Source organism: Streptomyces antibioticus (assembly GCF_002019855.1).
GTDB classification, from domain to species: Bacteria; Actinomycetota; Actinomycetes; order Streptomycetales; family Streptomycetaceae; genus Streptomyces; species Streptomyces antibioticus_B.
The window spans coordinates 4,908,814-4,928,517 of record NZ_CM007717.1 but is presented as its reverse complement, the minus strand read 5'-3'; the positions used below and the strand labels follow the sequence as shown (position 1 = coordinate 4,928,517).

The following is a 19,704-nucleotide window of genomic DNA, read 5'->3' as shown; positions in this document are numbered from 1 at the left end:
CCCTCTCACTCTCACGGGCACTCCGGCGGCCGGTTCACCCCGCCGGCCGCAGGGCCGCGAGCTGTTCCGCGAACGGGATCACCTCGAACCCGCCCGCCTCGGCCTTCGCCGGGGCCGCCGGGGCCGCGGGGCGCGCTGCGGACAGCCCCGTCATCAGCGCCGCCAGCTCCCCGGCGGCCCGCTCGACGCGCTCCGGCAGCCCCTCGGCGCCCCAGTCCTCGGAGGCCGCGTAGACGGCGGTCGGGACGACGACGGCCCGCAGATAGGCGAAGAGCGGCCGCAGGGCGTGCTCCAGCACCAGCGAGTGCCGGGCGGAACCGCCGGTCGCCGCGATCAGCACCGGCTTGCCGGTCAGCGCGTCCTGGTCGAGGACGTCGAAGAACGACTTGAACAGTCCGCTGTACGACGCGGAGAACACCGGCGTGACGACGATCAGGCCGTCGGCGCCCGCCACCGCGTCGAGGGCGTCGGCCAGCTTCCGCCCGGGGAAGCCGTTGGTGAAGTTGTGGGCGATCTCCACGGCGAGGTCGCGCAGCTCCACGACCTCCACCTCCACCTCCACGCCCGCCGGCGCCTTCGCCTTCGCCTCGGTCTCCGCGGCGAGGCGGTCGGCCAGCAGCCGGGTGGACGACGGGACGCTCAGCCCCGCCGAGACGACGACGAGCTTCATACGGCGCTCACCTCCTGGTTCTCCGCGGCCTTCCCGGCCCGGGCGGCCTTCTCGGCCGCGAGCAGGGACTGATGGGTCGGCGCGTCCGGCACATCGGCCGGGCGGCCCTTGGCGAACTCCTTCCGCAGCACCGGCACGACCTCCTCGCCGAGCAGGTCGAGCTGCTCCAGGACCGTCTTCAGCGGCAGTCCCGCGTGGTCGAGGAGGAAGAGCTGACGCTGGTAGTCGCCCGCGTAATCACGGAAGGCCAGGGTCTTCTCGATGACCTGCTCGGGGGTGCCGACGGTCAGCGGGGTCTGATCGGTGAAGTCCTCCAGCGACGGCCCGTGCCCGTAGACGGGCGCGTTGTCGAAGTAGGGCCGGAACTCGCGCACCGCGTCCTGGGAGTTCTTCCGCATGAACACCTGGCCGCCCAGGCCGACGATCGCCTGCTCGGGCGTGCCGTGCCCGTAGTGGGCGTACCGGGCCCGGTACAGCTCGACCATCCGCTTGGTGTGGTCGGCGGGCCAGAAGATGTTGTTGTGGAAGAAGCCGTCGCCGTAGTAGGCGGCCTGCTCGGCGATCTCCGGGGAGCGGATGGAGCCGTGCCAGACGAACGGCGCGACGCCGTCCAGCGGGCGCGGGGTGGAGGTGAAGCCCTGCAACGGGGTGCGGAACTTCCCCTCCCAGTCCACGACGTCCTCGCGCCACAGCCGGTGCAGCAGGGCGTAGTTCTCGACGGCGAGGTTGATGCCCTGGCGGATGTCCTGGCCGAACCAGGGGTAGACCGGGCCGGTGTTGCCGCGCCCCATCATCAGGTCCACCCGGCCGTCGGCCAGGTGCTGGAGCATCGCGAAGTCCTCCGCGATCTTCACCGGGTCGTTGGTGGTGATCAGGGTGGTGGAGGTGGAGAGGATCAGCTTCTCCGTGCGCGCGGCGACATAGCCGAGCATCGTGGTCGGGGACGACGGCACGAACGGCGGGTTGTGGTGCTCGCCGGTCGCGAAGACGTCCAGGCCGACCTCCTCGGCCTTGAGCGCGATGGCGACCATGGCCTTGATCCGCTCGCGCTCGGTCGGCGTACGCCCCGTGGTGGGGTCCGGCGTGACGTCGCCGACGGTGAAGATCCCGAACTGCATGGCCGCTCACCTTCCATGTTTGTTGACGGTTCAACTATACCGCCCAACGGTGGCAGCACTCCCGGTATTCCAGCCCCACCCCAAGCGTCTTCTACGGCACCAGCACCACCCGCCCCCGCAGCCCGCCCTCCGCCAGCCTGGCGTGCGCCTTCGCCGCGTCCGCGAGCGCGACCTCCTCGGCCACCCGCAGGGTCAGCGCCCCCTCCTCCACCAGCCTGACCAGCTCCGCCAGCCGCGCGCCGTCCGCGGCCACCTCGACCGCCGAGGTCCGCACCCCCCGCACGGAAGCGGGCTCGGCCTGCGGTATCACGCCCACATAGGCGCCCCCGTCCCGCGCCCACGCCAGCGCCGGCTCCCCCAGCACCGCCGCGTCCAGCACCAGGTCGAACGCGCCCGGCGCGGCCTCCCCCGCGACGAAACCGGCCGCGCCCAGGGACCGTACGAACTCCTCGTCGCCCTCCCGCGCCAGCCCCGTCACCGCGATCCCGCGCCGCGCCGCGAGCTGGACGGCGTATCCGCCGACCGCGCCCGCCGCGCCCGTGACCAGCAGGGACGCACCCGGCTCCGGGTCCAGCAGATCCAGCGCCCGGGCGGCGGTGAGCGCGTTCAGCGGCAGTGTCGCCGCGTGCGCCGCGTCCACCCCGGCCGGCGCCTTCGCCACCGCGGCCGCGTCCACGACGACGTACTCGGCGTGCGTGCCGAGCGGCTTGACCATGCCGTAGTCGAGGGCCACGACCTCGTCGCCGACGGCCCAGGCGGTGGCCACGCCCGTCGCGTCCACGGTCCCGGCGACGTCCCAGCCGAGCCCGATCTCCTTGCCCGCCCCGCCGAACCCACCGGCCCGCACCCCGGCGTCGACCGGGTTCAGCGCGGCCGCCGCCACCTTGATCCGCACCTGCCGGGCGCCCGGCTCGGGCAGCTCCCGCTCCACCACCTCGACGACCTCGGGCCCGCCGAACGATCGCACCACTACCGCACGCATGACAACTCCCCTGCCCCTACGGGCCGTTGATCGGTTCTCCGTCGTTCTCCGTCCTACGCCGACAACCCTAGGAAGAGTTACTATCCAGGAGGAAGTAGTTACCTGAAGGTGCCTACCGCACCCCGAGGAGACCTGACAGCCATGGCGACCATGACCGCGGTCCAGCGGCGCGAGCGGGCCCGCGCCGAGTACGACGCCTTCCTCAGGGCGTGCCCGACCAACCAGCTCCTGGACCGCATCAGCGACAAGTGGGTCAGCCTGGTCGTCTCCGCGCTCGCCGCAGGACCGATGCGGTACAGCGACCTGGCCCGCAAGATCGCCGGGGTCAGCCCCAAGATGCTCACCCAGACCCTGCGCAGCCTGGAGCGGGACGGCATCCTCACCCGCACGGTGACCCCGTCCGTCCCGGTCCGCGTCGACTACGAACTCACCGCGCTCGGCGGCAACCTCGCCCTGCTGCTCACCGCGGTGAAGGACTGGGCGGAGACCCACTTCGACGAGGTCCACGCGGCCCGCGAACGCTTCGACGCCGAGACCGCGTCGGACGACAGGGCCTAGCGCCGGTCGCTCTCAGGAACCGAGTGGCAGGGCGTCCGTGTAGCCGTTGCTCGGCCGTGCGGCCTTCCGGACGCTCGCGGCGTCCAGGGCCACCGCCGCCGAGGAGGTGCCGAGGGTGCCGTCCGCGTGCCAGGTGCCCGTCACCGTCACCCAGGTGTCCGGCTCCGGCGCGGCCGGCCCGTACACCCGCACCTTCACGGACTGGGCGTCCGCCGCGCAGCACGACAGCAGGATCCGGGTCAGATACCAGCCGTCACCGCCGTCGGCGGGCGTGACGAAGCCCGTCATCAGCACCGTCCGCCCCTTGATCGCCCGTGTCGTGTCCTGCTGCACCCGCTGGGTGAAGTCGGTCAGGGTGATCGGCAGCGGCGAGGCCGCGGGCAGCGGGCCGAACCCGTCCTCGGCGACGACGGCGACGGCCTTCGGCGCCTCCCGGGACGCCGTGTACGAGCCCAGCGCGGGCGGCGCGTAGAAGAGCAGGCTCAGCGCGGGCAGGACCAGCAGCCAGGCGACCCGCGGGACCCCGGAGTGGTCGTGGCCGTGGTCGTGACCGGCATGGCTCAAGGACTCGGAGTCACCCGCGCGCCCCCGCCACGCGGCCACCGCCTCCGCCGCCCCCAGCAGGACCAGCAGCACCCCGGAGGCGACGAGCAGCGGCCGCATCCCCTCCTTCACGTACCGCAGGTACTCCTCCGTGAACAGCGATGTCCGCAGCAGCCCGAGGCCGCCCAGCGCGAGCAGCCCCGCCGTCACCCAGCGCCTCACAGCAGCACCCCTCCGATCAGCACGGCGCACACCACCGCGACCACCGCCGTGGCCGCCGAGAAGCGGAACGCGAAGGCGCGGCCGAAGGTGCCCGCCTGCAACGCGATCAGCTTCAGGTCGACCATCGGCCCGACCACCATGAACGTCAGCCGGGCCACGGGGGAGAACCCGGTCAGCGAGGCCGCCACGAACGCGTCCGCCTCGCTGCACACCGCCAGCACGATCGCCAGCCCCGCCAGGAACAGCACCGACAGCCACGGCGACCCGGAGAACGTCTCCAGCACCGACTTCGGCACCGCCACATTGAAGGTCGCGGCGGCCATCGCCCCCACCACCAGGAACCCGCCCGCGTGCAGGAAGTCGTGCTGGAAGCCCTCGCGGAACTCCGTCCAGCGGCTGCGCCCCGGCCGGTGCCCGGAGTGCCGTACGGACGGCCGCAGCCACTCCTCCTTGCCCAGCCAGAGCCACAGCCAGCCCATCGCGGCCGCCGCCAGCAGGGACGCGAGCAGCCGGGCGAGGACCATCGCGGGGTCGCCCGGGAACGCGATCGCCGTGGCGGTCAGCACCACCGGGTTCACGGCCGGCGCCGACAGCAGGAACGCGAAGGCCGCGGCCGGGGTCACCCCGCGCCCGATCAGACTGTTCGCCACCGGCACCGACGCGCACTCGCAGCCCGGGAGCACCACGCCCGCCATCCCGGCGACCGGCACCGCGAGCGCGGGCCGCTTCGGCAGCAGCCGCCCGAAGACGCTCGCCGGCACGAACGCGTTGATCGCCCCGGACAGCGCCGTGCCCAGCAGCAGGAACGGCGTCGCCTGCACCGTCACCGCCAGGAACACCGTCCGCCACGCCTGCACGGCCGGCTCCTCCAGCGACCGGCCGACGGCCACCAGCACCACGCCCGGCAGCAGTGCCGCGCCCAGCAGCACCAGCGGCCAGTGCGCCGGCAGCCGACGGGCGGCGACGGCCTCCCCGCCGTCCGCAGCCACCGCGGACCGTGTCTCCGTCCGTATCTCCGTCCGTATCTCCGTGTCCCGCATCCCGCCCCAGACCCGGCCCGCCCCTGCGTCGGCGCCGTGTGCCGAGATCGTACGGCGCTCAGAAGGCGTAGGCGTCGCCGGTGTCCAGGACCAGCACCCGCTGCCGGTCGTTGCCGCGGTCACGGTCCACCGCGCCACCGGCCCACACCGTGTCCACCTCCAGCGTCACCTCCGCCGGCCGGTCCCGCAGGACCACCCCGAGCGCGATCCGCTCCGCGAGCGCGTCCGCGGCCAGCGGGCCGGTACGGCACACCACCGACCGCTCCCCGGTCCGCGCGCACCGGTCCGGCAGCGGCTGCGGCTCCGCCGCGAGCGGCGCCGACCAGTGCAGCCGTACGGTCGCCTCGGTGACGTCACCCGGGCCGTGGTTGCGCGGCGACAGCCGGACCTCCATCCGGCCCCGGTCCAGCACGGCGTAACCGTGGTACGACAGATCGGCCTCGGGCGCCTCGGCGGCCGCCGCGGGGACGGCCGTCACCGCCCCGAGCACCAGCACGGCACCCCACACCGCCCGGCCCCGCATCCTGCGCATGCCACCACTCCTCGGCTCGTCGACCCGGCACGGGCTCACGCAGGGGATGTATGCCACGACGGGCACCCGGCAGACGCCGTCCATCAGGTGAACGGACCATCGGGTGAACAGGTCATCGGGTGCGCCGGGGCGGGCCGCCTATCCTGGCCGGGCAGGGTTTCAGGGTTCCGCCGTCGTCCGAGGAGCAGTACATGGCCACCGCCGCACCGTCCGCCGCCTCCCGCATCGCCGTCGTCACGGGTGCGAGCAGCGGAATCGGCGCCGCCACCGCCCGGCAGCTCGCCGCCGCCGGCTACCGCGTCGTCCTGACCGCCCGCCGCAAGGACCGTATCGAGGCGCTGGCCGAGGAGATCGTCACCGCGGGCGGCCGGGCGACCGCCTACCAGCTCGACGTGACCGACCGGGCCGCCGTCGACGAGTTCGCGACCGCGTTCCAGACGATCGGCGTCCTGGTCAACAACGCGGGCGGCGCGCTCGGCGCCGACACCGTCGCCGCCGGGGACCCGGCCGACTGGCGCACGATGTACGAGACCAACGTCATCGGCACCCTCAACCTCACCCAGGCCCTGCTGCCCAAGCTGGTCGCGAGCGGCGACGGCACGGTGGTCGTCGTCTCCTCCACCGCGGGCCACGGCACCTACGAGGGCGGCGGCGGCTATGTCGCGGCCAAGCACGGCGCCCATGTCCTCGCCGAGACACTGCGCCTGGAGATCGTCGGGCAGCCGGTGCGGGTCATCGAGATCGCCCCCGGCATGGTCCGCACCGACGAGTTCGCCCTGACCCGCTTCGGCGGCGACCGGGACCGGGCCGCCAAGGTCTACGAGGGCGTCGCCGAACCCCTCACCGCCGACGACGTCGCCGAGACGATCACCTGGGCCGTCACCCGCCCCCACCACGTCAACGTCGACCTCCTCGTCCTGCGCCCCCGCGCGCAGGCGTCCAACACGAAGATCCACCGGGAGCTGTGATGCCCGACACCGAACCCACCGCGGACATCAACTCCCCCGAGAACCTGGAGAAGCGGCGCCTGGCCCAGGAGACCAAGGACGAACGGCACGTCTGGATCTTCCTGGCGTGGTTCCTCTTCGGCATCCACATCATCGCGTTCGTCATGATCTACGCGGTGCACCACGCACCGTAGCGTCGGCCCCGCGCCCTAGGCTCATGACCGTGGACAGACATCTACGGTTCGACGCGCTGCACAACTTCCGCGACCTGGGCGGCTACCCGACCCGCGACGGCCTGCGGGTCCGCCCGGGCCTGCTCTACCGCGCGGACTCCCTCGGCAAACTGACCCCCGGCACCACCGACTGGGACCGCTTCCGCGCCCTCGGCATCCGTACGGTGATCGATCTGCGCCACCCCTGGGAGGCCGAGCGCCGGGGCCGGATCCCGCACGACGCGTCCTTCACGTACCACAACCTCAGCATCGAGCACCGGCCCTACGACCAGGCCGCCCAGACCGCGGACGTCGAGCCCGGCCCCTACCTCTCGGAACGCTTCATGGAGGTGGCGCAGGACGGCACGAAGGAGATCGCGGCGGCCCTCACCCTGATCGCCGAGGAGCGCGACGGCGGCCTGGTCTTCCACTGCGCGTCCGGCAAGGACCGCACGGGCCAGTTGGCCGCCCTGCTCCTCGCCCTGCTCGGCGTCCCCGACGAGGTGATCATCGAGGACTTCAGCCTCACGGAACTGGCGACCGGCGCCCTCCTCGCCGACTGGCGCGCCCGCAACGGGGGCCGCTCCCCCGGCTGGCCGTCCTTCGCCCGCGCCCCCGAGTCGGTGATGCGGCTGTTCCTGGCGGCGATGCGCGCCCGCTACGGCTCGATCGAGTCCTACGTCACCCACACCCTCAGCCTGGACGCGGCGGCCCTCGCCACCTCCCTCCGCGCCCGCCTCCTGGAACCCGCCCCCACCACCTGGCCGGACCTGACCTACCGCAGGGCGACCCCCGAGGACGCCCCGCTCCTGGTCCGCCTCCGCGACACCGCCGCCCTCTGGCAGCTCGCCCGGGGCATCCGCCAGTGGCAGCCCGGCGAGAAGGACGAGACCCACTTCCGCACCCGCATGCGCGACGGCGAGGTCTGGCTGGCCCACACCGGCGACACGCCGGCCGGCGCCTGGGAACTCTGGTGGGACGACCCGGCCGCCTGGGGCCCCCGCCCACCCGAAGCCGGCTACATCCACCGCCTGATGACGACCCCTCACACCGCCCCACCCGGCACCGGCCGCCGCATGCTGGCCGAGGCGGAATCCCGCATCACCGCCACGGGCCGCCCCTACGCCCGCCTCGACTGCCTCACCTCCAACCCCCGCCTGCGCGCGTACTACGAGTCGGCCGGCTACACGGCCGTAGGAGAACAACGCCAGAAAACAGACGGCACGGGCAGCCCGTACGCGGTGACGCTGCTGGAGAAACGACTTAGCTGAACCCGGACGGGTGAATGTCGTCGATCACCCGATCGACCGACGAAACGGCGACCTAGGCTCGCGCCGACACGCCACACAAAACGGCCCCCGGCCGGGACGGGCATCCCGCGTCGAGGGCCTCACCAGCATGGAAGGAAGAGCTTCCACATGGCTGACTGCGAGCCTACCGCCGACCGGTTCATGGACCTCACGGTCCCGGAGTACGCGTACATGTTCGGGTTCCTCCAAGCCGACGGGCACCTCCGGCAAGGGGCCGGAAACAAGGGCCGACTGAGCGTGGAGATCAACGTGCGGGACCTCGATCTCCTACGTGCTTTCCAGAGGCTCACGCCCTACAACTCCAGCATCACCGAGCGCATCCGCTCGACCAATTTCGCCGAGCGAAGCCACACGGCCATCTGGACCTTGTGCTCCCTCGAAGCCAGGACGACGATCAACCGGCTCGGCCTTCCGTACGGCCGCAAATCGATGACGATCTCCCCGCCGGAATGCGCGTTCAGCCGCCGCGACTACCTCCGAGGTGTCGTGGACGCCGACGGCTCCGTGGGACACACCGGCCAGGGCTGGCCCTTCGTCTCCGAGAACGCCCAGAAGTTGGCAGCGGACCTGTACTACGACGGCTGCCTTTCGCTGGATCGTAAAAAGGCCGCGGCCGACACACTGAAAACCTGGGTTCGGCCAGTCGGCATGAGGGTCGCACCCCCACGCCGTCGCTGGACCGCCTGGGAGGACCGCGTCCTGCTGCGGCTGAACGACGACGCGGCAGCGGCGAAAGAGCTCGGCCGGACGCGAAAGAGCTGTGCCATCCGGCTCTGGCGGCTGCGCAACGGCCAAGCCCCCATGCCGAGCGCGCGCTAGCCGTCTGAGGCTCCCGGTCCGGACCGGGAGCCTCAGGCGTCACCCCTTCACGCAGATGAACTGCTTGAGCTTCGCCACGACCTCGACCAGGTCGCGCTGCTGCGCCATCACCTGATCGATGTTCTTGTACGCGCCCGGGATCTCGTCGATCACACCGGTGTCCTTACGGCACTCCACGCCCCGCGTCTGCTCCTCCAGGTCCCGCACGGTGAAACGCCGCTTCGCCGCGGTGCGGCTCATGCGCCGGCCTGCCCCGTGTGAGGCCGAATTGAACGCCTTCTCGTTGCCGAGGCCCTTCACGATGTACGAACTGGTGCCCATCGAACCGGGAATGATCCCGAACTCACCGGAACCGGCGCGAATCGCGCCCTTGCGGGTGACGAGAAGATCCATGCCGTCGTACCGCTCCTCCGCCACGTAGTTGTGATGGCAGGAGATCTCGGTGTCGAAGGTCGGCCTGGCCTTCTTGAACTCCTTGCGGACGACGTCCTTCAGGAGCGCCATCATGATCGAGCGGTTGTACTTGGCGTACTCCTGCGCCCAGTACAGATCGCTCCGGTACGCGGCCATCTGCGGGGTGTCCGAAACGAACACCGCCAGATCACGGTCGACCAGACCCTGGTTGTGCGGGAGTTTCTGCGCCACACCGATGTGGTGCTCGGCCAGCTCCTTGCCGATGTTCCGGGAACCGGAGTGGAGCATCAGCCAGACCGAACCGGCCGTATCCAGACACACTTCGATCATGTGATTTCCGGATCCGAGCGTCCCCATCTGCCGACCGGCCCGCTCGCGACGGAATCTGACCGCCTCCGCGACCCCGTCGAACCGCCCCCAGAAGTCGTCCCACCCCCCGGCCCCGAAGCCGTGCAGCGTGCCCGGGTCCACCGGGTCGTCGTGCAGGCCGCGGCCCACCGGGATGGTCTGCTCGATCTTCGAGCGGAGGCGGGAGAGGTCGCCGGGGAGGTCGTTCGCCGTCAGGGACGTCTTCACCGCCGACATCCCGCAGCCGATGTCGACCCCGACCGCCGCCGGGCAGACCGCGCCCCGCATCGCGATGACCGAGCCGACCGTGGCGCCCTTGCCGTAGTGGACGTCCGGCATCACCGCGAGGCCCTTGATCCAGGGCAGGCCCGCGACATTGCGGAGCTGCTGGAGCGCCCCCTCCTCGACCGACGCGGGGTCGGTCCACATCCGGATCGGTACCTTCGCGCCCGGCATCTCCACGTACGACATATCGCCCCCACTACCCCGGAATCACTACAGAAGTCGCCAAACGCAAAACCGGCGCCAAGGTCCACGAACAGGACGGCGGACCGGCATCCACGGTGTTGCGTGCGATACACATTGTCTGCCGGTGCCGCCCCCGTCCGGCAAGCGAATAACCAGCGGGGACACTGGAGCGGCAACCCCGCACCACCCCACCGTCGAGAGGAGCCGACCGTGCCGCGGAAGGCGTACGTACCGGGCGTCGCCGCACTGCTCGCGGCCCTGCTGGCCGGCTGCACCGGAGCCTCGGACGACGGCGGCCCGACGGACAACTCCAACCCCGGCGAGGCCGGTACCGCCTCCGTCGCCGCCCAGCCCGGCAAATACGACTCGCTCCCGGAGGCGTGCGGAGCGGTCAGCCGCTCCACCCTCGACTCCCTGCTGCCCGGCATCGAGGAGATCACCGACGAGCGGCAGCGCACGACGGCCTACGAGGGCGACGCCACCCTCACCTTCGACACGGACCGCAAGGTCGGCTGCCGTTGGAAGGTGCAGTCGGCGGACGCCACCGACCATCTCCTCGTCGACTTCGAGCGGGTCGTCTCCTACGACAACGCCGTCAGCGACGACAACCGGGCCGAGGAGCTGTTCGCGCGGAAGGTCACCGCGGCCGACCTCCCGGAGCCGAGCCCCTCCGGCACCGACGAGGAGGAGGCCGAAGGGACCGCGGAGGCGACGGCCTCCGGGTCGTCCACCGCGTCCCCAACCCCCTCGAAGCCGGCCTCACCCACCGGCTCACCCACCGGCTCCGGCTCGGTCTCCCCCTCCGCCTCCTCGACCGAGACCCCCGCCGACCTCCAGCCCCGACTGCTCGACGATCTGGGTGACGAGGCGTTCGTCGACGACGTGCTCGCCAGCTCCGGTTCGACCGCGAAACAGCGCACCGTGACTGTGGCGTTCCGCACGTCCAACGTCATCGTGACCATCCAGTACGACGAACAGCCGGCCACCGTCGGCGCGGTCCCGGACAGCAAGGAAATGCAGGACAAGGCCCGGAAACTGGCCTCGCAGCTCGCCGACTCCCTGACCTGACACCGCCCTTCGGGCCGTACCCGCCCGCCGTCCGCGAAGCTCCCGAAGCGGAACCGCGCGCCTATTTCACCGCGTACCGTGGCCCCTCGGACCCGATCCGACCGCAGGAACCACGAGCGTCATGAGTGAAGGAACCATGCAGCGACGAGCCCAGCGAGACGACCAGCAGCGTGCCGAGCGAGCCACCCGGACGGGAGGGCTGAACCGCGTCGTCGCGGCCGCGCTCGCGGTCCCCGTGATGGTCCTCGCCGGAGCCTGCTCCTCGGACTCCGGCTCCGACTCCGGCTCCGGCTCCGGCACGCAGGGCGCCGCGACCGCCTCCGAGGGTGCCGCGAGCGCCGCGCCGACCGTCCAGGCCGCCGCGTACGCCGCGCTGCCGGACTCGTGCCGGACGCTGTCGAAGAAGACCCTCAAGGACCTGGTGCCGAAGGGCGGGACCTCCGGCAAGGAGGGCACCTCCTCCGACACCGCGGCCCGCGCCAGTTGCTCCTGGTCCAGCCTGGACAACAACGGCGTGGACGGCTCGCAGTTCCGCTGGCTGAACGTCTCGCTGCTGCGCTTCGAGTCCGACCAGGCGGGCGGCACCGGCGAGGCGCAGGCCCGGACGTACTACGCGAAGCAGGTCAAGGACGCCCAGAACGTCTCGGGCGCGAAGAACACCAAGACGGAGCCGCTCGCCGGGACCGGCGACGAGGCGACCGTGGTGCGGTACGACCTGAAGAAGAAGGAAGGCGCGTTCAAGCAGCAGACGGTCGTCGCCCTCGTCGAGAACGTCGTCGTCACGCTGGACTACAACGGCGCCGGTCTCGCCGGTGACGAGACACCGAAGGCGGACACCCTGACGACGGCCGCGAAGAAGGCCGCCAAGGAGGTCGTCGCGTCGGTCCGGTCGGCCAACGGCGAAGGCACGGGCGTCGGTTCGGGCGACGGCGGCGACAGCTCGTCGAAGAGCCCGGCGCCCTCCGCGAGCCCGTCGAAGACCTCCTCCGCGGCCCCCTCCAAGACGCCCGCCAAGAGCGCCTCGAAGTCCGCCGTCGCGAAGAGCTGACGATCCGCTAACGCGTACGCCGCACACATGTGCCACCCTGTTCCGCGCAACAGCATGCACTGGGAGGGGAGTACGGGTGGCCGCGCCAATCCAACTGACTCGGACGCACCGCGTTCTCATCGGCGTGGTCGTGACCGGCGCCGTCATCATCGCCGGGATCGGCTTCGCCGGTTCGTACGCGGCGGTCCGCGAGTTGGCGATCCAAAAGGGCTTCGGGAACTTCTCCTACGTGTTCCCGATCGGTATCGACGCGGGCATCTGCGTCCTGCTGGCCCTGGATCTGCTGCTGACGTGGATCCGCATCCCGTTCCCGCTGCTGCGCCAGACGGCGTGGCTGCTCACGGCGGCGACGATCGCGTTCAACGGCGCGGCCGCCTGGCCCGACCCGCTGGGCGTCGGGATGCACTCGGTCATCCCGATCCTGTTCGTGGTGTCGGTGGAGGCCGCGCGGCACGCGGTCGGCCGGATCGCGGACATCACGGCCGACAAGCACATGGAGGGCGTCCGCCTCACCCGCTGGCTGCTCTCGCCCGTCCCCACGTTCCTGCTGTGGCGGCGGATGAAGCTGTGGGAGCTGCGCTCCTACGAGCAGGTCATCAAGCTGGAGCAGGAACGTCTCGTCTACCAGGCGAGGCTGCGCTCCCGCTTCGGCCGCGCCTGGCGCCGCAAGGCCCCGGTGGAGTCCCTGATGCCCCTGCGCCTGGCCCGCTACGGCGTCCCCCTCGCGGAAACGGCCCCCGCGGGCCTGGCAGCGGCAGGCATAGAACCGGCCGTGCTGCCCCCCATAGCCGCCGACCTAGCTGCGGGCAGTCGTGCCGCTGGGGCGGCACGGGTGGGCGCAGCGGCACCTCTCAGCGAGCAGCGCCCTGAGCTGGAGCGGTCCGCCCCCGCCCAGCAGCAGTACGCCGAGCACCAGCAGGCCCCACCGGCCCCGGGGCCGGACGAGAGCCCCTGGTTCCAGGGCGCCCCCGCCGCCGTCGAGTACCACGGCGGCTACGACCCCACCTACGACCCCTCGGAGCAGTACGCCCAGTGGTACGAGGAGCAGCAGCAGGCCGAGGCGTACCGCGAGCAGTACGAGGAGGAGCCCCCGGCCCCCGGCCAGGAGCCCTCGCCGGAGGAGACGGGGACGTTCCCGATCCCGGTCGGCCCGGGCCGCACCCGTGAGCTGGGTGAGGGCGGCGGCAACCCGGAGCCGGACGAGGAGGCGTTCTACCAGGTGTTCCGTCAGTCGATAGACGGCAGCTTCCCGACGCCGGGGGTGCTGGGTGACAACATCCAGGCGACGTACGGCACGGTCCTGAGCCCGAGTGCGCTGAAGGTGCTCACGGACCGTTTCCAGCACCGTTTCAACGCGGAGCTGGAGGAGGACCACATCGCGTAGACCGCATACGGAAGGCCCCCTCCGCGGAGGGGGCCTTTCGTATGCGGTGTCCTACTCCCCGAGCAGCGTCCGCACCCGCTCCTGCCCCACCGCGAGCAGCAGCGTGGGCAGGCGCGGGCCGGTGTCGCGGCCGACGAGCAGGTGGTAGAGCAGCGCGAAGAACGTCCGCTGGGCGGTCTTGATCTCCGGCGGCAGCTCCTTGGGCGTGGCGTCGGCCGAGAAGCCGGCCTGCACCTTGGGGACGCCGTACACGAGGTGGGTGAGGCCGTCGAGCGACCAGTGTTCGGCGAGGCCGTCGAGGAGGAGGCGCAGGGACTGCTGGGAGGCCTCGTCGAGGGACTTCAGCAGGTCGGTGTCGGGCTCCTCGCGCACGATGGTCCGCTGGTCGGCGGGGACGTGCGTGTTGATCCACGCCTCGGCCTTGTCGAACCGGGGCCGTGCCTCGTCGAGCGAGCCGAGCGGGTTGCCGGGGTCGAGGTCGCTGAGGATGCGCAGCGCCTGGTCCTGGTGTCCGGCGGTGATGTCGGCGACGGAGGCGAGCGTGCGGTAGGGCAGCGGCCGGGGGGTGCGCGGCAGCTCGGCGGCGGCGGTGCGCACGGCGCGGGAGTGCGCGGCGGCGTCGGCGGGCAGCACAGTCCCGTCGGCGACCTTGGCGTCGAGCTTGTCCCACTCGTCGTAGAGCCGCTGGATCTCCTGGTCGAAGGCGATCTTGAAGGACTGGTTGGGCCGACGGCGGGCGTACAGCCAGCGCAGGATCTGCGGCTCCATGATCTTCAGCGCGTCGGCGGGGGTCGGCACACCGCCCCGGGACGAGGACATCTTGGCCATGCCGCTGATGCCGACGAAGGCGTACATGGGGCCGATGGGCTGCTTGCCGCCGAAGATGCCGACGATCTGGCCGCCGACCTGGAAGGAGGAGCCCGGCGAGGAGTGGTCGACGCCGGACGGCTCGAAGATCACGCCCTCGTAGGCCCAGCGCATCGGCCAGTCGACCTTCCAGACGAGCTTGCCGCGGTTGAACTCGTTCAGCCGGACGGTCTCGGAGAAGGCGCACGCCGTGCAGGTGTACGTCAGCTCGGTGGAGTCGTCGTCGTAGGAGGTGACGGTCGTCAGGTCCTTGGCGCAGTTGCCGCAGTACGGCTTGTACGGGAAGTACCCGGCGGAGCCGGTGCCGTCGTCCTCGGAGGCGGCGCCGGAGCCCTCGGCGGCCTCCAGCTCGGCCTCGTCGAGCGGCTTCTGCTGCTGCTTCTTCGCCGGGGCCTTCTTGGTGCGGTACTGGTCGAGGATCGCGTCGATGTCGGCGCGGTGGCGCATGGCGTGCAGGATCTGCTCGCGGTAGACGCCGGCCGTGTACTGCTCGGTCTGGCTGATTCCGTCGAACTCCACGCCCAGCTCGGCCAGCGACTCGACCATCGCGGCCTTGAAGTGCTCGGCCCAGTTCGGGTACGCCGAGCCGGCCGGGGCCGGGACCGAGGTCAGCGGCTTGCCGATGTGCTCGGCCCAGGAGTCGTCGACGCCCTCGATGCCGGCGGGCACCTTGCGGTAGCGGTCGTAGTCGTCCCAGGAGATCAGGTGGCGGACCTGGTGGCCCCGGCGGCGGATCTCGTCGGCGACCAGGTGCGGGGTCATGACCTCGCGGAGGTTGCCCAGGTGGATGGGTCCGGACGGGGAGAGTCCGGACGCGACGACGACAGGTTTGCCCGGGGCCCGGCGCTCCGACTCCTCGATGACCTCATCCGCGAAACGGGAGACCCAGTCGGTGGTCTCGGTGCTCTGAGCCACGATCGGCACGTCCTCTGTGTGTTCTGAAGGCTGGTGTGTGTGCGGGACAGCAGGCGATGAACCGCCCGGCCCATTCTCCCAGACCACCCCGCGCCCGGGAAAACCGCTTTACCCCCCGTGGGATACTGGGCCTGTCTATCCATCCCCACGAGGAGAACGGCACCCACTCCTATGGCCTCGGTCACGTCCCTCAGCCACTCCGTCGAACAGCGTCTCGCGTCCGCCCTCTCGGCCACCCTGCCGGAGGCCGCCGGCGCGGACCCGCTGCTGCGACGAAGCGACCGGGCCGACTTCCAGGCCAACGGGATCCTGGCGCTCGCCAAGAAGGCCAAGGCGAACCCGCGCGAGCTGGCGACGCAGGTCGTGGCGCAGGTCGTCACCGGTGACGTGATCGGGGAGATCGAGGTCTCGGGGCCCGGCTTCCTGAACGTGACGGTGACCGACAAGGCGATCACCGAGAACCTGGCGGCGCGCTACGCCGACACCGCGCGCCTCGGCGTGCCGCACGCGGCGCACCCCGGGACCACGGTCGTCGACTACGCCCAGCCGAACGTGGCGAAGGAGATGCACGTCGGTCATCTGCGGTCCGCGGTGATCGGTGACGCGGTCGTCCAACTCCTGGAGTTCACCGGCGAGTCGGTGGTCCGCCGGCACCACATCGGCGACTGGGGAACGCAGTTCGGCATGCTCATCCAGTATCTGGACGAGCACCCGCACGAGCTGGACCACAAGGACGCCGACGGCGTGAGCGGCGAGGAGGCGATGTCCAACCTCGACCGCCTCTACAAGGCCGCGCGCAAACTGTTCGACGCGGACGAGGAGTTCAAGACCAGGGCGCGCCGCCGGGTGGTCGACCTCCAGGCCGGTGAACCGCAGACGCTCGCCATCTGGCAGAAGTTCGTCGACGAGTCGAAGATCTACTTCTTCTCCGTCTTCGACAAGCTGGACATGGAGATCAGCGACCCCGACATCGTCGGCGAGTCGGGGTACAACGACATGCTGCACGAGACCTGCCGCCTCCTGGAGGAGTCCGGCGTGGCGGTCCGGTCGGACGGCGCGCTGTGCGTGTTCTTCGACGACATCAAGGGCCCGGACGGCAACCCGGTCCCGCTGATCGTGCAGAAGTCCGACGGCGGCTTCGGCTACGCGGCCACCGACCTGTCGGCGATCCGCGACCGCGTCTTCAACCTGAAGGCGGACACCCTGCTGTACGTGGTGGACGCCCGGCAGTCGCTGCACTTCAAGATGGTCTTCGAGACGGCCCGCCGGGCGGGCTGGCTGAACGACGACGTCACGGCGCGGCAGTTGGCGTTCGGCACGGTCCTCGGCAAGGACGGCAAGCCGTTCAAGACCCGTGAGGGCGAGACGGTCAAGCTGGTCGACCTGCTGGACGAGGCGGTCGAGCGGGCGACGGCCGTGGTCGCCGAGAAGCGCGAGAAGGTCGGCCTGACGGACGAGGAGGTCGTGGAGAACGGCCGGTTCGTCGGCGTCGGCGCGGTGAAGTACGCGGACCTGTCCACGTCGGCGGTGCGCGACTACAAGTTCGACCTGGACCAGATGGTGTCGCTGAACGGCGACACGTCGGTGTACCTCCAGTACGCGTACGCCCGGATCCAGTCGATCCTGCGCAAGTCCGAGGACGCCCGTCCGGTCGCCCACCCGGAGCTGGCGCTGGCCCCGGCGGAGCGTGCCCTGGGCCTGCATCTGGACCAGTTCGCGGAGACGGTGCTGGAGGCGGCGGCGGCCTACGAGCCCCACAAGCTCGCGGCGTACCTCTACCAACTGGCGTCGCTGCTCACGACGTTCTACGACCAGTGCCCGGTGCTCAAGGCGGAGACTCCCGAACTGAGGGAGAACCGCCTGTTCCTGATCGACCTGACGGCCCGCACCCTGCACCGGGGCATGGCCCTCCTGGGCATCAGGACCCCCGAGAAGCTCTGACCGGACGGGACCGCACGGGACCCGGCTCCTCACGCTCGCGCGTCTTGCCGCCTGTTGCCGCCTACGGCGGTGAACGCGAGCGTGAGGAGAGCTGGTTGGACGGCTGACCCACCTGCTGCGGCGGTCGAAGTCCCGCCGCTGACCGCGTTGTCAGTGCCTGCCCCTACAGTCACCGGCATGGCGACTCTTCCCAATCCGCTGCCGAAGCTCGCGTCCGACCCGAGCGGCCGCTCCCTCGGGCTGCGGCTCCCCCTCGGGCTGCTGGTCGACGCCACGGACGACGGCCCGTGGCACGAACCGCTGCTCTGGCACGCGGCGCAGCCCGCCTCCTCGGGCAACTGGTCCGCGCTGGGCACCCCGGCGACGCGCGCGGGGCTGCTGCCCGTACTGGTGGACCTCGGCAGTGATCAGGGAGGTCCGCAGGACTGGGACCTCGCGCCCGGCGAGATGTCCTACCCCGGGGACCACGACGCCGACGAGGTGCTCGCGGAGTTCTGGGCGGAGTGCGCGCCCGACGGCGCCAAGTGGCCCGGACCGGCCGAGTCCCCGGCCCTGGTCGCCGATCCGGACACCCGGGCCGCCGAGACCGCCGACGCCCTGACCGCGGGACCGCCCCATTTCACCCGGCCGCACCTGGCACTGGTCCCGGCCCGCCGCTCCGCCGACATCCCGGCGGCGATCGGCTGGACCGGACCGCTGAACCACGAGAACGACGTGGCCCGGCTGTGCGCGGTGCTGCGCTCCTGGGAGGACCGCTTCGGGATACGGGTCGTCGCCCTCGGCTTCGACGTGCTCGTGGTCTCGGTGGCCGCGCCGCCCACCACGCTCGCCGCCGCCGAGGCCCTGGCGGCGGAGCACTTCGCGTTCTGCCCGGACAACGTCGAGCAGAACCCTCCGTACACCCTGGGCGGTTACGCGGAGCGGCTCGTCGGCGAACGCGCCTGGACCTTCTGGTGGGACTGACCGGACCGGCCCCGGTCCGCTACCGGCCGAGCCCCTTCCCCAGCCTGCGCAGCCCCTCGCCGATCTCCTCCGGGGTCTGCGTCACGAAGCACAGCCGCAGCGTCGACCGGTCGGGCTCACCGGCGTAGAAGGGCGCGCCGGGGACGTACGCCACGTCCTGCCGCACCACCCGCGCCAGCGACTCCGTGGTGTCGTACGACGACGGCAGGCGGACCCAGAGGAACATGCCGCCGTCGGGCCGGTTCCACACCGACCCCTCCGGCAGCGCGTCCGGCAGCCCGGCGAGCATCGCGTCGCGCCGCTCCCGGTAGACGTCCGCCACGCGCCGCACATGCGCGTCGAGGTCGTTGACGGCCAAGTAGCGGGCGGCCGCGAGCTGGTTGACGGTCGGGGTGTGCAGATCGGCGGCCTGCTTGGCGACGGCGCAGGCGCGCCGCAGCTCCGCCGGGGCGCGCAGCCAGCCGAGCCGCAGACCGGGCGCCATCACCTTGGAGAAGGAGCCGAGCAGCACGGTGCGGTCGCGGGCGTCGGCGTGGGCGGCGATCCACGGCACCCGGTCGCCGTCGTAGCGGAGTTCGCCGTAGGGGTCGTCCTCGACGATCCACAGGCCGTGCCGGGCGGCGACGGCGGCGAGCGCGGCGCGGCGCGCGGCGGGGACCGTGCGGCCGGTGGGGTTCTGGAAGGTGGGGACGGTGTAGAGCAGCTTGGGGCGTTCACGGACGACGAGATCGGCGAGGGCGTCCGGGTCGGGTCCTTCCGCGTCCCCGGGGACGGCGAGGATCCGGGCCCCGGCCAGGCCGAAGACCTGGAGCGCGGCGAGGTAGCAGGGTTCCTCGACGAGCACGGTGTCACCGGGGTCGACGAGGGCGGCCGCGAGCAGGGACAGGGCCTGCTGGGAGCCAGTGGTGACGAGCAGGTCGTCGGCGTCGGTCGGCAGGCCGCGGGCGGTGAGGCGGGCCGCGAGCAGGGAGCGCAGCGCCGGTTCGCCCTCGGTGGTGGCGTACTGGAGGGCCTGCGCCGGGCTCTCCTCCAGCACGTGCCGGAAGGCGGCCGCGACGCCCTCACGGTCGAACAGCTCGGGCGCGGGCAGCCCACCCGCGAAGTTGATCACCTCGGGGCGTGCGGTGACGGCGAGAATGTCCCGCACCGGCGAGCCCCCGGTCGACCGCACACGGGCGGCCGTCGGAGGAACGGGGGCGGAGGCGGGCGCGGATGCGGGTGCGGGCGCGGATGTCATGGACGCACCCTAGAGAGATACATGCCACCTACACCGTGCTTTCCGCAATCCGGACGCCCACTGCCCCCACCCAGGGGCGCGGGGAACTGCGCGACCGG

The 19,704-nt window shown here is 71.6% G+C and carries 19 protein-coding genes; 10 read left to right on the top strand and 9 right to left on the bottom strand.

Annotated elements, in window-relative coordinates:
• Nucleotides 1-34: 34 nt before the first annotated feature.
• From AFM16_RS22335 to AFM16_RS22325, 3 genes are all read right to left on the bottom strand, one after another.
• On the bottom strand, nucleotides 35-670 hold the full coding sequence (locus AFM16_RS22335; RefSeq protein WP_078634417.1) for a CE1759 family FMN reductase: 636 nt from the start codon (nucleotides 668-670) through the stop codon (nucleotides 35-37).
• The gene (locus tag AFM16_RS22330) at nucleotides 667-1,788 is read right to left on the bottom strand and encodes an LLM class flavin-dependent oxidoreductase (RefSeq protein WP_078634416.1); all 1,122 of its coding nucleotides are present in this window, start codon (nucleotides 1,786-1,788) and stop codon (nucleotides 667-669) included. The genes AFM16_RS22335 and AFM16_RS22330 overlap by 4 nt, the downstream gene beginning before the upstream one ends.
• 91 nt (nucleotides 1,789-1,879) lie before the next feature.
• Nucleotides 1,880-2,770 carry a zinc-binding dehydrogenase gene (locus AFM16_RS22325; protein WP_078634415.1) on the bottom strand — a complete coding sequence of 297 codons (891 nt, stop codon included), beginning with the start codon at nucleotides 2,768-2,770 and terminating at the stop codon, nucleotides 1,880-1,882.
• A gap of 141 nt (nucleotides 2,771-2,911) precedes the next feature.
• Here AFM16_RS22325 and AFM16_RS22320 point away from each other — a divergent pair, with 141 nt between their 5' ends.
• Nucleotides 2,912-3,328 (top strand): winged helix-turn-helix transcriptional regulator, encoded by a 417-nt coding sequence (locus AFM16_RS22320; RefSeq protein WP_078634414.1) that lies wholly within the window; start codon nucleotides 2,912-2,914, stop codon nucleotides 3,326-3,328.
• Nucleotides 3,329-3,340: 12 nt separating this feature from the next.
• Here AFM16_RS22320 and AFM16_RS22315 read toward each other — a convergent pair whose 3' ends face one another.
• From AFM16_RS22315 to AFM16_RS22305, 3 genes are read right to left on the bottom strand one after another with little or no spacing between them, the layout of a single operon-like run.
• Nucleotides 3,341-4,093: a TIGR03943 family putative permease subunit gene (locus tag AFM16_RS22315; RefSeq protein ID WP_078634413.1), complete on the bottom strand. Its 753-nt coding sequence runs from the start codon at nucleotides 4,091-4,093 to the stop codon at nucleotides 3,341-3,343.
• The gene (locus tag AFM16_RS22310) at nucleotides 4,090-5,133 is read right to left on the bottom strand and encodes a permease (protein ID WP_078634412.1); all 1,044 of its coding nucleotides are present in this window, start codon (nucleotides 5,131-5,133) and stop codon (nucleotides 4,090-4,092) included. Before AFM16_RS22310 ends, AFM16_RS22315 begins: the two co-directional genes overlap by 4 nt.
• A 58-nt stretch (nucleotides 5,134-5,191) precedes the next feature.
• Complete coding sequence (locus tag AFM16_RS22305; RefSeq protein ID WP_078634411.1) at nucleotides 5,192-5,665, bottom strand: hypothetical protein; 474 nt, start codon at nucleotides 5,663-5,665, stop codon at nucleotides 5,192-5,194.
• A 191-nt stretch (nucleotides 5,666-5,856) separates the two neighbouring features.
• Between AFM16_RS22305 and AFM16_RS22300 the strand changes: the two genes are divergently transcribed.
• The 4 genes from AFM16_RS22300 (at nucleotide 5,857) to AFM16_RS22290 (ending at nucleotide 8,953) form a co-directional block, all read left to right on the top strand.
• Nucleotides 5,857-6,633, top strand: coding sequence for an SDR family NAD(P)-dependent oxidoreductase (locus AFM16_RS22300; RefSeq protein WP_078634410.1), 777 nt, complete (start codon nucleotides 5,857-5,859; stop codon nucleotides 6,631-6,633).
• Nucleotides 6,633-6,806, top strand: a complete 174-nt coding sequence (locus AFM16_RS39450) for a hypothetical protein (RefSeq protein ID WP_167797234.1) — start codon at nucleotides 6,633-6,635, stop codon at nucleotides 6,804-6,806. Before AFM16_RS22300 ends, AFM16_RS39450 begins: the two co-directional genes overlap by 1 nt.
• Nucleotides 6,807-6,835: 29 nt before the next feature.
• Complete coding sequence (locus AFM16_RS22295; RefSeq protein ID WP_078637049.1) at nucleotides 6,836-8,095, top strand: tyrosine-protein phosphatase; 1,260 nt, start codon at nucleotides 6,836-6,838, stop codon at nucleotides 8,093-8,095.
• A 147-nt stretch (nucleotides 8,096-8,242) separates the two neighbouring features.
• Nucleotides 8,243-8,953: a hypothetical protein gene (locus AFM16_RS22290; RefSeq protein WP_078634409.1), complete on the top strand. Its 711-nt coding sequence runs from the start codon at nucleotides 8,243-8,245 to the stop codon at nucleotides 8,951-8,953.
• Nucleotides 8,954-8,992: 39 nt separating this feature from the next.
• Here AFM16_RS22290 and AFM16_RS22285 read toward each other — a convergent pair whose 3' ends face one another.
• Complete coding sequence (locus AFM16_RS22285) at nucleotides 8,993-10,186, bottom strand: RtcB family protein (protein WP_078634408.1); 1,194 nt, start codon at nucleotides 10,184-10,186, stop codon at nucleotides 8,993-8,995.
• Between the two features lie 207 nt (nucleotides 10,187-10,393).
• Here AFM16_RS22285 and AFM16_RS22280 point away from each other — a divergent pair, with 207 nt between their 5' ends.
• From AFM16_RS22280 to AFM16_RS22270, 3 genes are all read left to right on the top strand, one after another.
• Complete coding sequence (locus AFM16_RS22280) at nucleotides 10,394-11,251, top strand: hypothetical protein (protein WP_078634407.1); 858 nt, start codon at nucleotides 10,394-10,396, stop codon at nucleotides 11,249-11,251.
• Between the two features lie 121 nt (nucleotides 11,252-11,372).
• A complete protein-coding gene (locus AFM16_RS22275; protein ID WP_078634406.1) occupies nucleotides 11,373-12,299 on the top strand; it encodes a DUF3558 domain-containing protein in 927 nt (308 codons plus the stop codon).
• Between the two features lie 76 nt (nucleotides 12,300-12,375).
• Nucleotides 12,376-13,683 (top strand): DUF2637 domain-containing protein, encoded by a 1,308-nt coding sequence (locus tag AFM16_RS22270; RefSeq protein ID WP_078634405.1) that lies wholly within the window; start codon nucleotides 12,376-12,378, stop codon nucleotides 13,681-13,683.
• 51 nt (nucleotides 13,684-13,734) lie between these two features.
• Here the strand turns inward: AFM16_RS22270 and lysS are convergent, their stop codons facing one another.
• On the bottom strand, nucleotides 13,735-15,474 hold the full coding sequence (gene lysS / locus AFM16_RS22265) for a lysine--tRNA ligase (RefSeq protein WP_078634404.1): 1,740 nt from the start codon (nucleotides 15,472-15,474) through the stop codon (nucleotides 13,735-13,737).
• A gap of 162 nt (nucleotides 15,475-15,636) precedes the next feature.
• Between lysS and argS the strand changes: the two genes are divergently transcribed.
• Together argS and AFM16_RS22255 are read left to right on the top strand one after the other, a co-directional pair.
• Entirely contained in the window at nucleotides 15,637-17,406 is a 1,770-nt protein-coding gene (gene argS, locus AFM16_RS22260) for an arginine--tRNA ligase (RefSeq protein ID WP_078634403.1), read from the top strand.
• Between the two features lie 177 nt (nucleotides 17,407-17,583).
• Nucleotides 17,584-18,369 (top strand): DUF4253 domain-containing protein, encoded by a 786-nt coding sequence (locus tag AFM16_RS22255; RefSeq protein ID WP_078634402.1) that lies wholly within the window; start codon nucleotides 17,584-17,586, stop codon nucleotides 18,367-18,369.
• Nucleotides 18,370-18,388: 19 nt separating this feature from the next.
• On the opposite strand, the gene AFM16_RS22250 is transcribed toward AFM16_RS22255, so the two are convergent.
• Nucleotides 18,389-19,606, bottom strand: a complete 1,218-nt coding sequence (locus AFM16_RS22250; protein ID WP_030798213.1) for an aminotransferase-like domain-containing protein — start codon at nucleotides 19,604-19,606, stop codon at nucleotides 18,389-18,391.
• Between the last annotated feature and the right edge of the window lie 98 nt (nucleotides 19,607-19,704).